This is a genomic window from Aggregatibacter segnis ATCC 33393, assembly GCF_900476035.1.
Lineage (GTDB): Bacteria > Pseudomonadota > Gammaproteobacteria > Enterobacterales > Pasteurellaceae > Aggregatibacter > Aggregatibacter segnis.
The window spans coordinates 1,972,201-1,987,134 of record NZ_LS483443.1 but is presented as its reverse complement, the minus strand read 5'-3'; the positions used below and the strand labels follow the sequence as shown (position 1 = coordinate 1,987,134).

10 protein-coding genes and 1 tRNA gene are annotated in these 14,934 nt (G+C 45.3%); 7 read left to right on the top strand and 4 right to left on the bottom strand.

Features of this window, described 5'->3' with window-relative positions; all coding sequences use genetic code 11:
• Positions 1 to 73: 73 nt before the first annotated feature.
• The 6 genes from gshAB (at position 74) to mfd (ending at position 9,886) form a co-directional block, all read left to right on the top strand.
• Positions 74 to 2,350 carry a bifunctional glutamate--cysteine ligase GshA/glutathione synthetase GshB gene (gene gshAB, locus DQN58_RS09655; RefSeq protein WP_006719106.1) on the top strand — a complete coding sequence of 759 codons (2,277 nt, stop codon included), beginning with the start codon at positions 74 to 76 and terminating at the stop codon, positions 2,348 to 2,350.
• A 177-nt stretch (positions 2,351 to 2,527) separates the two neighbouring features.
• On the top strand, positions 2,528 to 3,631 hold the full coding sequence (locus DQN58_RS09650) for a PhoH family protein (RefSeq protein ID WP_006719101.1): 1,104 nt from the start codon (positions 2,528 to 2,530) through the stop codon (positions 3,629 to 3,631).
• A 55-nt stretch (positions 3,632 to 3,686) separates the two neighbouring features.
• A complete protein-coding gene (gene ybeY, locus DQN58_RS09645) occupies positions 3,687 to 4,151 on the top strand; it encodes an rRNA maturation RNase YbeY (protein ID WP_006719099.1) in 465 nt (154 codons plus the stop codon).
• Entirely contained in the window at positions 4,148 to 6,085 is a 1,938-nt protein-coding gene (locus DQN58_RS09640; protein WP_006719097.1) for a tRNA(Met) cytidine acetyltransferase TmcA, read from the top strand. Before ybeY ends, DQN58_RS09640 begins: the two co-directional genes overlap by 4 nt.
• Positions 6,086 to 6,136: 51 nt before the next feature.
• Complete coding sequence (locus DQN58_RS09885) at positions 6,137 to 6,313, top strand: DUF5363 domain-containing protein (RefSeq protein WP_006719095.1); 177 nt, start codon at positions 6,137 to 6,139, stop codon at positions 6,311 to 6,313.
• 123 nt (positions 6,314 to 6,436) lie between these two features.
• Entirely contained in the window at positions 6,437 to 9,886 is a 3,450-nt protein-coding gene (gene mfd / locus DQN58_RS09635; RefSeq protein WP_006719093.1) for a transcription-repair coupling factor, read from the top strand.
• A 144-nt stretch (positions 9,887 to 10,030) separates the two neighbouring features.
• On the opposite strand, the gene DQN58_RS09630 is transcribed toward mfd, so the two are convergent.
• The 3 genes from DQN58_RS09630 to DQN58_RS09880 all read right to left on the bottom strand — a co-directional run bounded on the left by DQN58_RS09630 (position 10,031) and on the right by DQN58_RS09880 (position 13,204).
• Positions 10,031 to 10,120: transfer RNA gene (locus DQN58_RS09630), tRNA-Ser, on the bottom strand.
• A 92-nt stretch (positions 10,121 to 10,212) separates the two neighbouring features.
• On the bottom strand, positions 10,213 to 13,071 hold the full coding sequence (gene rne / locus DQN58_RS09625; protein ID WP_032997952.1) for a ribonuclease E: 2,859 nt from the start codon (positions 13,069 to 13,071) through the stop codon (positions 10,213 to 10,215).
• Positions 13,052 to 13,204, bottom strand: coding sequence for a hypothetical protein (locus DQN58_RS09880; RefSeq protein ID WP_006719091.1), 153 nt, complete (start codon positions 13,202 to 13,204; stop codon positions 13,052 to 13,054). Before DQN58_RS09880 ends, rne begins: the two co-directional genes overlap by 20 nt.
• A 333-nt stretch (positions 13,205 to 13,537) precedes the next feature.
• Here DQN58_RS09880 and rluC point away from each other — a divergent pair, with 333 nt between their 5' ends.
• Positions 13,538 to 14,497 carry a 23S rRNA pseudouridine(955/2504/2580) synthase RluC gene (gene rluC, locus DQN58_RS09620; protein ID WP_032998194.1) on the top strand — a complete coding sequence of 320 codons (960 nt, stop codon included), beginning with the start codon at positions 13,538 to 13,540 and terminating at the stop codon, positions 14,495 to 14,497.
• Positions 14,498 to 14,605: 108 nt separating this feature from the next.
• On the opposite strand, the gene trxA is transcribed toward rluC, so the two are convergent.
• Complete coding sequence (trxA, locus tag DQN58_RS09615) at positions 14,606 to 14,929, bottom strand: thioredoxin (RefSeq protein WP_006719089.1); 324 nt, start codon at positions 14,927 to 14,929, stop codon at positions 14,606 to 14,608.
• Positions 14,930 to 14,934: the final 5 nt, after the last annotated feature.

Here is a 14,934-nt window from a genome sequence, read left to right as displayed (position 1 = left end):
TGGCGATTTTTGAAAAGGTATTGATGCAGTAAGGCTCGAGAGAATTGGGCGTTACGCAAATAAAGGAAATTTTATGAATATTCAGCAGGTTATAAAAGAAAATCACTTGGAGTTGTTGTTCCAGCAAGGGTCATTTGGCATTGAAAAAGAAAGCCAACGCGTGCATGCGGACGGGGCGGTTGTGGTGACGGAGCACCCAAAATGCTTTGGTAATCGTTCTTATCATCCTTATATCCAAACGGATTTTGCGGAAAGTCAGCTTGAGTTAATCACCCCACCTAATAAAAAAATTGAAGATACGTTGCGTTGGTTATCTGCCATTCACGAAGTGGTGTTACGCTCTTTACCGGAAGATGAATATGTCTTTCCGTTGAGTATGCCGGCCGGCTTGCCACCGGAGGATCAAATTAAAGTGGCACAACTGGATAATCCGGTCGATGTGGCGTACCGCGAGCATTTAGTGAAATCTTACGGTAAAAGCAAGCAAATGGTGAGTGGTATTCACTACAACTTCCAGCTTGAGCCGGCGTTCATTCAACAGCTGTTTGCACGACAAAATGACTACCAAAGTGCGGTGGATTTTCAGAACGATTTATATTTGAAAATTGCCCGAAATTTCTTGCGTTATCAATGGATCCTCGTCTATTTATTAGCGGCCACGCCAACGGTTGACGCCAATTATTTTCGCCACGGTACGCCATTGAAAGCGGGGCAATATGTCCGTAGTTTACGTTCTGGCCAATATGGTTATGTGAATGACCCAAGTGTGAAAGTGTCTTATGACAGCTTGAACGATTATGTGACAACCTTGGAACATGCGGTGAGTAGCGGACAGCTTATTGCCGAAAAAGAATTTTATTCCAACGTGCGTTTGCGTGGCGCGAAACAGGCGCGTGAATTGCTACAAAACGGCATTCAATATTTGGAATTCCGCCTGTTCGACTTAAACCCGTTTGAGGCTTATGGTATCGCCTTAAATGATGCCAAATTTGTGCATTATTTTATTTTGTTGATGGCGTGGCTAGATGAAGAATCCTTAGCAAGTGCGGTGGAATTAGGTAAAGAAAAATTAGCCCAAGTGGCATGGGAAAATCCGCTCTCGGCAACGGCTTTCCAAGCGGAAGGGGAGCGTGTTTTACAGCAATTATTGACGATGTTGGCGGAAATTCACGCCGACGCAGAGATGGGCGAGATCGTCAAAGAGAAACTGGCACAGTTTGCTGATCCAAGCCAAACGCTTGGTGCGCGCTTAGTCAATGCCATCGAAGCACATGGCGGTTATCAAAAACTGGGCGCAGAACTGGCGATTCGTTACAAAAAACAAGCCTTTGAACGTTTTTATGCGTTGTCAGCTTTCGACAACATGGAGCTTTCCACCCAAGCGCTGATGTTTGATGCCATTCAAAAAGGCTTAAAAATGGAGATTTTAGACGAGCGCGATCAGTTTTTAAGCCTGCAATTCGGCGACCACTTGGAATATGTCAAAAACGGCAACATGACTTCCCATGACAGCTACATTTCACCGCTCATTATGGAAAATAAAGTGGTGACCAAAAAAGTCTTGGCGAAAGCTGGCTTTAATGTGCCGCAAAGTGTGGAATTTACCAGCGTAGAACAAGCCGTGGACAATTACGCTTTATTTGCAGGGCGCGCCGTGGTGATTAAACCGAAATCCACCAATTACGGTTTGGGTATCAGCATTTTCCAACAGGGCGTGCATGATCGTGAAGATTTTGCCAAAGCCATTGAAATTGCTTTCCGTGAAGACAAAGAAGTGATGGTAGAAGATTACCTCACCGGTACGGAATACCGTTTCTTCGTACTAGGTGATGAAACGCTTGCTGTGTTGTTACGCGTGCCGGCGAATGTGATTGGCGACGGCGTGCATACGGTGGCGGAATTAGTGGCACAGAAAAATGATCATCCGTTGCGTGGCGATGGCAGCCGTACGCCATTGAAGAAAATTGCGTTAGGCGACATCGAACAGTTACAGTTAAAAGAGCAGGGCTTAACCGTGGACAGCGTGCCGACGAAAGATCAGCTGGTGCAGTTACGTGCCAATTCCAACATCAGTACCGGTGGCGATTCCATTGATATGACCGACCAAATGCATCCAAGCTACAAAGCCTTGGCGGTTGGTATCACCAAAGCCATGGGCGCTGCGGTGTGTGGTGTGGATTTAATTATTCCCGATTTAACAAAACCGGCTGAGCCGCACCTGCAATCTTGGGGCGTCATTGAAGCCAACTTTAATCCAATGATGATGATGCACATCTTCCCGTACGCAGGACAATCCCGTCGGGTGACACAAAACGTACTGAACATGCTCTTCCCGGAGCTGAAATCATAGCCCTATAGCGTAAAAGGCGAATCTGAGGATTCGCCTTTTTGTTTGCTTGAAGTGCGGTTAGTTTTACAACCGTTTTTTGCCACATTTGATACTTTCGGTTATGGCAAAAGACACACGTTTCAATGCAATTTATGCTATATTGTACCTCACTTTTTGTGCATTTATTGAGGCTGAATTTTGACCGAACAAGTTACTCAAACCTTCACGTTGGAACCGCAGGATAACGAGCGTTTGCGTTCGTTGTGTGGCGCAGGGGACGAACACCTTTCTTTAGTCGAAAAATATTTCAATCTTTCCATTGCCCGCCGAGGTTTTACTTTTACATTACAACCGCAAGAGGAAAATCCATCGGCGCATGTTCAGCATATTCTGCAAAGTGCGGTGGATTTAATTCGCGATTTATATGCGCAAACCGCGCCGGTCCGTGGGCAGATAAAAGAGTTAGATTTGGAAGATGTGCACATCGCGTTGGTGGAAAGCCGTATTTTAGAACAAGATGCCGAACCAACCCGTTCCGAAAGCAAGGTGTACAGCACAACGATTAAAACCAAACGAGGCTTAATTAAACCGCGCGGGCCAAATCAAATTCAGTATTTGCACAATATTTTGCGTTATGACATCAGTTTCGGTGTTGGGCCTGCCGGGACGGGAAAAACCTTTTTAGCGGTCGCCGCCGCGGTAGAAGCCTTAGAACGGCAGGAAATTCGTCGCATATTATTGACCCGCCCTGCGGTGGAAGCCGGTGAAAAACTGGGTTTCTTACCGGGTGATTTAGGGCAAAAAATCGAGCCGTATTTGCGACCGCTCTATGATGCATTGTTTGAAATGCTAGGTTTTGAGCGCGTGCAAAAACTCATGGAGCGCAATGTCATTGAGATTGCGCCGTTGGCATATATGCGCGGCCGAACTTTAAACGACAGTTTTATTATTTTGGACGAAAGTCAAAATACCACCGTGGAACAAATGAAAATGTTTTTGACCCGTATTGGCTTTAATTCGAAAGCGGTGATTACCGGCGACATTACGCAAATCGACTTGCCTCGTTCACAAAAATCCGGTTTGCGACATGCCATTGAAGTGTTGTCCGGCGTGGAAGAATTAAGTTTTAATTACTTCGACAGCAAAGACATTGTGCGCCATCCGGTGGTGGCGAAAGTGGTGCAAGCGTATGACGCTTGGGATGCGCAGGAAGAAATCCGTCGCCGCGAATTGGCGGAGCAACGTAAAGCAGAACGTGAAGAAAAAACGGAGCGCCAAGAAAAAGCCGAGCGCGAAGAATAAACTGAGAGAGAAGAAAAAGTGCGGCCAGAAATGACAATGAATTTAGGAGAGCAACATGGGTAAGATGATCATTGATTTACAAATTGCTTGTGAACAAGAAAGCGGCTTGCCAACCGCAGAACAAATCGAACAATGGGCGACAGCCGCGGTACAACCGCAGAGTGACGAAGTGGAAATGACGGTGCGCATTGTGGATGAAGCGGAAAGCCATGAATTAAATCTGAATTATCGCGGCAAAGATCGCCCGACCAATGTGTTGTCTTTCCCTTTTGAATGCCCTGATGAAGTGGAACTGCCGTTACTCGGCGATTTGGTGATTTGCCGCCAAGTGGTAGAGCGTGAAGCGCAGGAACAAGACAAACCCGTCATGGCGCATTGGGCGCACATGGTGGTGCACGGCAGTTTGCATTTGCTTGGTTATGATCACATTGAAGATGATGAAGCGGAAGAAATGGAAAGCCTGGAAGCCCAAATCATGACGGGGCTGGGCTTTGCAGATCCGTATTTGAGCGAGAAATGAGCCGAGAACTCCTCATTTTAGTGGGCGAGGATGATTTTCTTGCCTACCAATTAAATCACAACCTTTTACTTAAAAGTGCGGTCTGGATTGGCGATGTTTCGCCGCACTTTGCCACCCCATCCTATTTCCCTTTTAATAAAACGAAAAATCTGCTCGGCAGTGAATTGCCTGCCATCATTTACGACGCACGACAAGGCATTCACTTGGATGCCCTCGCCATTGCGGCAGGTACGTTGCAGGACGGCGGCCTGCTATTATTTTTGTTAAATTATTGGTCGCATTTAGCTAATCAACCCGACAGCGACAGCCTGCGTTGGTCGGGCGAAAAACATGCCATAAACACACCGCACTTTATCGCCTTTTTACGGGAAAAAATCGCAAAATACGGTTTTCCTATTTATCAAAATACGCCGTTAACGCTTGCCTTGCCGACGCCTCAAAAAGATCGTTCAACACATTGTCAGCCAACCTTAGAACAAGCCCGTTTATTGCAACAAATGGCGGAAGCCGATGAGGAGATCCTGATCATCACGGCAAAACGTGGGCGCGGAAAATCGGCGTTGGCGGGGCTCTTTGCCAAACAGCAAGTGGCACAAAACCAGCCGGTGATTCTCACTGCACCGAATAAAAGTGCGGTCAATATTTTCAATGAATTTGCCGGGGCGGAAATCATCTTTATGCCGCCAGATGAACTCAGTCAAAACCTCAGCGAAACGCCACAGCAATTTGCCGATCATTGGTTGTTTGTGGACGAAGCAGCGATGATTCCGCTAGACATCTTATTTCGTCTAACTAAGGCTTTTAAACGTGTTGTGTTGACGACCACCATTCACAGCTACGAAGGCACGGGCAGAGGCTTCTTATTAAAATTCATGGCGAAAACCGACCGCACTTTGCGTCATTTGGAACTGTTTACGCCGTTACGTTGGCAGGCAGATGACAAACTGGAAGCGTTTATTGACGACCTGTTGCTGTGCGATTGCGAAGATCGTCTGCCACAACCGCCTTATGATTCTGTGCTTGCGGAGCAGATCCAAATTTCTCATTGTGAACGAATTCCTCATGATCAAATTGAATCTGTTTACGGCTTACTGACCTTGGCGCATTATCGAACCTCGCCTTTGGATTTACGCCGTTTATTGGATGCACCACAGCAGCAATTTTACCTCGCGCAAGTACAGGATTCCTTGCTTGGTTGCGTATGGGCGGTGCCGGAAGGCGGGTTGGCGGACAACACGTTAATTCGCCAAATTCGACGTGGAGAACGTCGCCCGCGTGGCAATTTAGTGGCGCAAATGCTGTGTTTCCAAGCCGGGTGGGAAGAGGCGTGTGAATTGCGCTCTCTGCGCATTTCCCGTATCACCGTGCAACCCAACTGGCAACAACAGGGGCTTGGACAACGTTTAATTGCGCAGGTGAAACAACAACAGATAAAACAACAGGGCGCAGTGGATTTTCTTTCCGTCAGTTTTGGTTACACGCCGGAACTGCTCGCATTCTGGCAAAAGTGCGGTTTTGTTTTGGTGCATTTTAGCGAAAGCAAAGAAGCCAGCAGCGGCTGTTATTCGGTGGTGGGGTTGTGTCCCTTGAGTGAGAAAGGGCGAGTATTCGTGCAACGGGCGGAAAAACAGTTTCAACGCAATTTGCCTCTTTCTTTACATCCGTTGGCGACACAGTTTGCTCGAACAGAAATAGATTGGACGCTGGATAGCTCAGATTGGCAATTATTAACCGATTTTGCCGATTTTTTCCTGCCGTTATCTTCTGCCTTGCCGTCCATTCGGCGTTTAATGAAATCGGCAGGCGAATTGCCTTTCCCGTTGTTCGCGGATTATTGCAAACAGCCGGAAAAAAGACCAAATAAAAAAACGTGGTTAGAAAATTGTCGCTTGGAAGTGAAGAAATGGTTGCAAAAAAATGCCGTCCTTTTATGATAACAATCTCTTAACAATTTAAAAGAAAAACGCAAAACCAAGGAGACAAAAATGAGCGAAGAAGGTAAAAAAAGTTGGGTGAAACGCGCGTGGGAAGCCTATTCTGATTTCTGTAAAGAAGCCGGTATCGATCAAGGCACTTGCCGTGGCTGCGTGCCGGTGGTGAAGTTTGACGAAGATGCCGAACCGAAAGACAAAAAAGAACAGAAAGAGGAAAGCGCTCACTAAGATTTGCATGCCTGGGGGAGGAATTCCCCTAAGCATGACACTGTTTTTTTATACAGACTTTTATTGGAAATCCCTCCTGTTTGAGCTAAACTAGCGACAATTTTTTTAATATATTGTCGTTTTATGCAAACTCCATTTTTTCACATCGAAATTCCAACCCAAGCACAAGATCATAAAATTTTAGCCAATATTCTGCCCGGCGCGGATAGCCTTGCCGTGAGTGAAATTGCGGCGCAGTTTAATGGGCTAACCGTCGTGGTGACGAACGACACCCGAAGTGCGGTGCGTTTAGAAAAAGAATTAGCGCAACTGAGCCCACTTAATGTCACCTTTTTTCCCGATTGGGAAACCTTGCCTTACGACAGTTTTTCGCCTCATCAAGATATTATTTCAGCACGCTTGAGTGCTTTATTTCACTTACAACAACGCAAACAAGGCATTTTCATTTTGCCGATTGCCACCTTAATGCAACGCGTTTGCCCGCCCTCTTATTTACAACATCGGGTGTTACTGATTAACAAAGGAGACCGTTTTGTCATTGAAACACTTCGTTTGCAATTGGAAAAATCGGGTTATCGCGCGGTGGAGCAAGTGTTGGAGCATGGTGAATATGCAGTGCGTGGTGCCTTGTTGGATCTTTTCCCAATGGGAAGTGCGGTGCCTTTTCGCTTAGATTTCTTTGATGATGAAATTGATTCCATTCGCATTTTTGACGTGGATACACAACGCACGTTGCAGGAAATCGATCAAATCAATTTATTACCAGCGCACGAATTTCCAACCGATAACCAAGGTATTGAATTTTTTCGTAGCCAATTCCGCGCAGCGTTTGGTGAAATTCGACGGGATCCGGAACATATTTATCAACAAATCAGCAAAGGCACGTTGGCGGCAGGGATTGAATATTGGCAGCCTTTATTCTTTGAAAAAATGGCGACCTTATTTGATTATTTCCCGGCGAATACGTTGTTTATTACCGGTGAGCAGAATCAAACGCAGGGCGAACGTTTTTACGCGGATGCAGAACAGCGTTTTGAGAGCCGCCGCGTCGATCCGATGCGTCCGTTATTGTCGCCCGATAAACTTTGGTTGCGCATTGACGAAGTGAATCGTCAGTTAAAAAATTACCCTGCCATTGCGTTAAAAACGGAAAAAGTGCGGTCGTCCGCACGGCAGAAAAATTTGGCCATTACGCCCTTACCGCCACTGACCATTCAATCGCAACAAAAAGAACCGTTACATCAGTTACGCCAATTTATTGAGCATTTTAAAGGCAATATTTTATTTATGGTGGAAACGGAAGGTCGCCGTGAAACCTTGTTAAGCCTGCTTTCTCCGCTAAAACTGAAACCAAAACAGATTCATAGCTTGGCACAAGCGACAGAAGAAAAATTTGCTTTAATGGTTAGCCCGTTGGAGCATGGTTTTATTATTGAGCAGGATGTGCCGCTTGCCATTATTTGTGAAGCGGAATTGCTTGGCGAACGCGTGCAACAACGGCAGTGGGATAAATCCCGCACGGTGAACCCTGATACCTTGATTCGTAACCTTGCCGAATTGCAAATCGGTCAGCCGGTCGTGCATTTGGATCATGGCGTGGGGCGCTACGGCGGTTTAGTGAGTTTAGAAAACGGTGGCATTAAAGCGGAATATTTGTTGCTCAATTATGCCAACGACTCAAAATTGTATGTGCCGGTGGCATCGTTACATTTAATCAGCCGTTATGTGGGCGGTGCCGATGAGACCGCGCCGTTGCACAAGTTAGGCTCCGAAGCCTGGGGCAGAGCGCGCAGTAAAGCGGCGGAGAAAATTCGTGATGTGGCAGCAGAGTTATTGGATGTGTATGCGCAACGTGAAGCGCAAAAAGGCTTTGCGTTCCAATATGATCGTGAGGAATTCCAACAATTCACCGCCACGTTCCCATTTGAAGAAACCCATGACCAACTTATGGCAATTAATGCTGTGATTTCCGACATGACATTGCCGAAAGCCATGGACCGTTTGGTATGTGGAGATGTGGGTTTTGGTAAAACGGAAGTGGCGATGCGTGCCGCCTTTTTAGCGGTGATGAACCACAAACAGGTTGCAGTGTTGGTGCCGACCACCTTGTTGGCGCAACAACATTTCGATAATTTCAAAGACCGCTTCGCCAATTTGCCGGTGAACGTGGAAATGTTGTCCCGCTTTAAAACGGCGAAAGAGCAGAAACAGGTGATTCAGGATTTAGCCGACGGTAAAGTGGATATTCTGATTGGCACCCATAAAATTATTCAAGGTGATGTGCAATTCCATGATCTGGGTTTGTTGATTATTGACGAAGAACACCGTTTTGGCGTGCGCCAAAAAGAAAAAATGAAACAGCTGCGCGCGAACATTGATATTCTCACCCTGACCGCAACACCGATTCCACGTACGTTAAATATGGCGATGAATGGCATTCGCGATCTTTCCATTATTTCTACGCCACCGGCACGCCGTTTAACCATTAAAACGTTTGTGCGTCAAACGGATGAGTTGGTGATTCGTGAAGCCATTTTGCGTGAAATTTTGCGTGGTGGGCAGGTGTATTATTTGCATAACGATGTAGCGAGCATTGAAAATACAGCAGAAAAACTGACCGCACTTGTACCGGAAGCGCGCGTGATTGTGGGACATGGGCAAATGCGCGAACGTGAATTGGAACGCGTGATGTCGGATTTTTATCATCAACGTTATAACGTGTTGGTGTGTTCTACGATTATTGAAACCGGTATCGATGTGCCGACGGCCAATACCATTATTATCGAGCGTGCCGACAATTTCGGTCTGGCACAGTTGCATCAGTTGCGCGGACGGGTTGGGCGTTCTCACCATCAAGCCTATGCTTATTTGCTCACACCGCCACCAAAACTGATGACGAAGGATGCGAAAAAACGCTTGGAAGCCCTGGAAAGCCTAGATAACCTCGGTGCCGGCTTTATTTTAGCCACCCACGATTTAGAAATTCGCGGCGCAGGGGAATTGCTAGGCAACGAGCAGAGCGGACAAATTGAAAGTATCGGTTTTTCTCTTTACATGGAATTATTGGAACGTGCGGTGAAAGCCTTAAAAGAAGGGCGCGAGCCGTCATTGGACGAACTGACGCAACAACAAACTGAGATTGATTTACGGATGCCATCGCTATTGCCGGAAGATTATTTGGGCGATGTGAATATGCGTTTGTCTTTTTATAAACGCATTGCCGGTGCGGAAAACACCGAAGCATTGGATGAATTAAAAGTGGAGCTTATCGACCGTTTCGGAACCTTGCCACAAGCCACGCGGAATATGTTACAAATTGCCCAATTACGACTGGATTTAAAACCGCTCAATGTCATTCGCTTGGATGCCTACGCGCAAGGCGGATTCATCGAATTTGCCCCAAGTGCTGATTTAGACCCGATGATCTTTTTACAGCTAATTCAAAGCAATCCAGCGGTTTATCGTTTTGACGGCCCACATAAATTTCGCTTTACCAAAGATTTAACGGATTACAAAGTGCGGTTAGAATTTGTGACGGATTTGGTCAAAGAATTAATTAAGAAAGAAGGGTGATAAATTCATCTCGATGAGTTCTTATTATTGGCAAAGCGAAGGTTGAGTTTTGCCAATTTAAGAAGTAAATCTAACGCGAGATAAATGCTAAGTAAAAGACATGTAAAAAGGCGCTAAGTTTTCACTTAGCGCCTTTTCTGAATATGGCGGAGGAATAGGGATTCGAACCCTAGGAGGGCGTAAACCCTCGCCGGTTTTCAAGACCGGTGCCTTCAACCACTCGACCATTCCTCCGTGTTTTGAGCGAGGTGAATAATACGGACTTTGCTATATCAAGTCAAGCAGTTAAATAAAAGATTCTATTTAACTGCTTTATTTTCAAACGACTAGTTTTCAGACTCGGCTTTTGTTGGTTCTGCGTAGACATGGCTGATTGCCGTATGATGTCCTGCAGCGCCTTTCCCGTAGAAATAATAGCGGGATTCTTGCCATTCTTGCACCGGATATATTGTGATTGGCTCATCCGAGGATTTCGCTAATGTCGCTTCCGCTTTAGTATGAGCTACCGCAGAGAAAGTTCCAACACGGCCATTGAACACATAAGTGCGGTCAATTTCGGCCATAAATTTCACATCATGCTCGGCTTTCGGTTCAAGCTGTTCTGCGATTGCCGCAGTTGGTTCTGACGTCACGTTATTGTTTAAACGTTCTAAAGACGCCTGAATTTTTTTCTCAACAGACTCATTTGCCGGTTGGGTAATAAATTCAGTTAACGGCTGAACTTCATTTTTTGATTTCTCAACAATCATATCTAATGCCGGAACCGTAATGCTTTTCTCGGTTTCTGCAGTTGATTGATTTTGTTGTTCAAGCAATTCATCAACAGATAAGAACGGTGTTTCTTTTGGTTGATTTACTTGCATCATATCGATCCAAACTTTACCGCTGGCTAACTCAGGAGAAGCGACCGCAGCAAATAATGGCATTGGTGATTTTTCCTGTTGGTTGCGACGACGGCGTTGATTATTCACGCGTAAATGGCGTGGTAAACGACGTTGACGGGAATTATCACGACTGCGTTCAGTTTCGTTTGGCATTTCAACTACTTCTGCTGACGTAACAGCTTCTTCGGCATCGCGCACAACATGTGTATTTTCAGCAAAGGAAATGTTTTCTGTTTGAGAAACCGGAAGCTCATTTGTTTCCTCATAAACACGGACTTTTTTGCGTAAGTCGCGACGTTGACGACGTTGTGCAGGTTCAGCCTTTTCTTCGGTAACCGGGGTAGAAGATTCAGGTTTAATGATTTCTTCAATCACCTCAGGTTTACGATTACGTTTAGCGTTGCGATCTTGGTGACGATTTCTCACTTCAGATTTATCCGCACTTTGTTCTTCAATAATGTTTTCCACGTTTTCGTTACGAACACGACGATTGTTGCGACGATCTTGATTGCGGCGATTACGGTTATTACCGTTTCTGTTATTCGAACGAGATTTTTTATTTTTCTCTTCCTGTTTTGGCTCAGAAGCAAATAAACCTTTTAACGCGGCGAATAAACGGCTTAACAAAGAAGGTGCTTTCGGCACTTTACGTTCAACCGGCTCCGGTGCAGGCATTGTAATGGCCAAAGAAACCGCCGCACTTTCCACCGCCGGTGTTTCTGCCGGTGTCGCTTCAATATTACGAGAAACCAACGATTCCTCAGCGGCAAAGGTTTCATCTTGATCTTGATGTAATTTTGCTAAATTGTAGCTTAACTCATTCACTTCTTCGCCATCACGAACACGGAACACGCTGAAATTCGGGGTTTCCATCGCTTCGTTTGGTACCACGATAATATCGACATCATGGCGTTTTTCGATGCTATGAATGGCTTTACGTTTTTCGTTTAATAAGTAAGAAGCGATTTGTACCGGAACGATGGTGTGAACCTGTTTGGTATTTTCTTTTAATGCTTCTTCTTCCAATAAACGCAAGATAGACAGTGAAAGTGATTCGTTATCACGGATTTTACCGGTCCCTTGGCAACGCGGGCAGACGTGATGAGAGGATTCACCTAATGACGGACTCAAACGTTGGCGTGACATTTCCAACAAACCGAAGCGGGAAATACGACTAATTTGAATACGCGCGCGATCTTGACGTACGGCATCGCGAATGCGGTTTTCCACTTCACGTTGATGGCGAACCGGTGTCATGTCGATGAAGTCGATAACGATCAAACCACCCAAGTCGCGTAAACGAAGTTGACGCGCAATTTCATCTGCGGCTTCAAGGTTAGTGTTTAATGCGGTTTCTTCGATATCGCCACCACGGGTAGAACGTGCGGAGTTAATATCAATGGCGGTTAAGGCTTCAGTGGCGTCAATGACGATAGAGCCACCGGAAGGTAAACGCACTTCACGTTGGAAAGCGGATTCAATTTGGGATTCGATTTGATAATGACTGAACAGCGGAACTTCGCCTTGATACAATTTCACTCGATTAATGAAATCCGGACGCACTAATTTGATGTGTGCTTTCGCTTTTTCATAGACTTTCGGGCTATCAATCAGAATTTCGCCGATATCACGACGCAAATAGTCGCGAATCGCACGCACGATAACATCACTTTCTTGGTGAATTAAGAACGGCGCAGGGCGGCTTTCTGAGGCTTGTTTGATCGCCTCCCAATGGTGCAATAGCACTTTTAAGTCCCATTGCAATTCTTCCGGTGATTTACCTACACCGGCGGTACGCACGATTAAACCGACACCTTCAGGCACATCCAAAGAACTCAAGGCATCTTTTAATTCCAAACGCTCATCACCCTCAATGCGACGAGAAATGCCCCCCGCACGGGGGTTGTTTGGCATGATCACCAAATAACTTCCCGCTAAGGAAACAAAGGTTGTCAACGCAGCACCTTTATTGCCGCGCTCTTCTTTGTTCACTTGAACAATAACTTCTTGTCCTTCAGAAATAATATCACGAATATTTGGGCGACCTTGATAGACATAATCCGCCGGGAAATATTCACGTGCAATTTCTTTTAACGGTAAAAAACCGTGACGTTCTGCGCCATAATCCACAAAAGCGGCTTCTAAACTCGGCTCAACGCGAGTGATTTTTCCTTTGTAAATATTGGCTTTTTTCTGTTCGTGACCAGGACTTTCAATGTCCAGGTCGAATAAGCGTTGTCCATCGACTAACGCAACGCGCAACTCTTCTTTTTGAGTTGCGTTAATTAACATTCTTTTCATTCGTTTTCTCTTTTATCGAAAGGGGTTTATGCCCTAAAAATACGTCATCAAAAATGACCGCACTTTGCTTAGTCGCCGACCTCGTGTCTGTCGCAGAATGTCCGTCTTCCCGACTGTCATCTGCTGGGTGCATTGGCAACCTTATTCACACTCATATCATCTTGATATGTGAATAAAAACAAAACCGGTTAAAAAATGGCTTGCAAGCTGTCGCTCATATTGATGGTTAAAAATCATTGCAATAACAACGTCTTATGCCGAATGCTGCATTGTATTCTATCAATGATAACCTGTTTATTTTAAAGCCTTTTTTATCACTCAAAAAGGCGCGTTATTATCGCTTGAATAGGGATTTTTAGCAAGGCGTTTCGCCCTTATGAGAAGATTCTTTGCGACATTCAAACTCATAACGCAATATGCTATGATGCGCGTCAATTTTTATGTAAAAGATCGTAATAAACACAAGATGAATGAAAAAATAGTTAACCCGAACGTGCAATTTCTCACTATAAGCGATGATGAAGCCGGTCAGCGATTGGATAATTTTCTCCTTGCGCGCTTAAAAGGCGTGCCTAAAAGTCTGATTTATCGTATTGTACGCAAAGGCGAAGTGCGGGTGAATAAAGGCAGAAGTAAGCCGGAGTATAAATTACAAGCCGAGGATGTGGTGCGAATTCCGCCGGTGCGTGTGGCAGAAAAAGCACAGGAAACCGTTTCTCATAAACTCACCAAAGTTGCCCAACTAGAACAACACATTATTTTTGAAGACAATTACTTATTGGTGCTTAATAAGCCTTCCGGCATTGCCGTACATGGGGGCAGTGGACTTGATTTTGGGGTGATTGAGGCATTACGCGCACTTCGTCCGGAGGCGCGTTTCTTGGAATTGGTTCATCGTTTGGATCGCGATACTTCGGGGATTTTATTGGTAGCGAAAAAGCGCTCTGCATTGCGTCATTTGCATGAACAGTTGCGTGAAAAAACGATTCAAAAAGAGTATTTAGCGCTTGTGCGTGGGCAGTGGCAATCACACTGTAAAGTGGTGCAGGCACCGCTGTTGAAAAATGAGTTGTCGAGCGGCGAGCGCATTGTGAAAGTCAGTGAACAAGGTAAACCGTCAGAAACCCGTTTTTCTGTGGAAGAGCGTTACGTAAATGCTACGTTGGTGAAAGCTTCGCCAGTCACGGGGCGAACCCATCAAATCCGCGTGCATACGCAATATGCCGGACATCCTATTGCTTTAGATAGCAAATATGGCGACAAAGTATTCGATCAACAAATGGCAGAATTGGGTTTGAATCGTTTATTCTTGCATGCTTATTCTATTCGTTTTGAACATCCGCACAGTGGTGAAACCTTACGTTTAACGGCACAGTTGGATGAGAAAATGAAAGGGATCTTAAAACGGTTGCGTGAGATGAAGTAAAGTACGGTGGATTTTCCGTGTATTTTGAAAATACTGAAAAAAACGACCGCACTTTGTACGACAGAAAACAAAAACGCCAAGCAAAAGCTTGGCGTTTTTATGTTTAAATTAAATATTTTGGTTGATAAATGCAGCCAATTGATTTTTTGGTAATGCACCCACTTGAGTGGCAACCGGTTTACCGTCTTTAAACAAGAGTAATGTTGGGATGCTGCGCACACCGAATTGCATTGGGGTAGCTTGGTTGTCATCGATATTGATTTTCACAATTTTTACTTTACCATCAAATTCAGCGGCCAAATCGTCAAGGATTGGGGCAATCATTTTGCAAGGGCCACACCATGGTGCCCAGAAATCTAATAATACCGGCACGTCTGAATTTAATACGTCTGCAACGAAAGTCGCATCGCTGGAATGTAATACTTCACTCATATTCT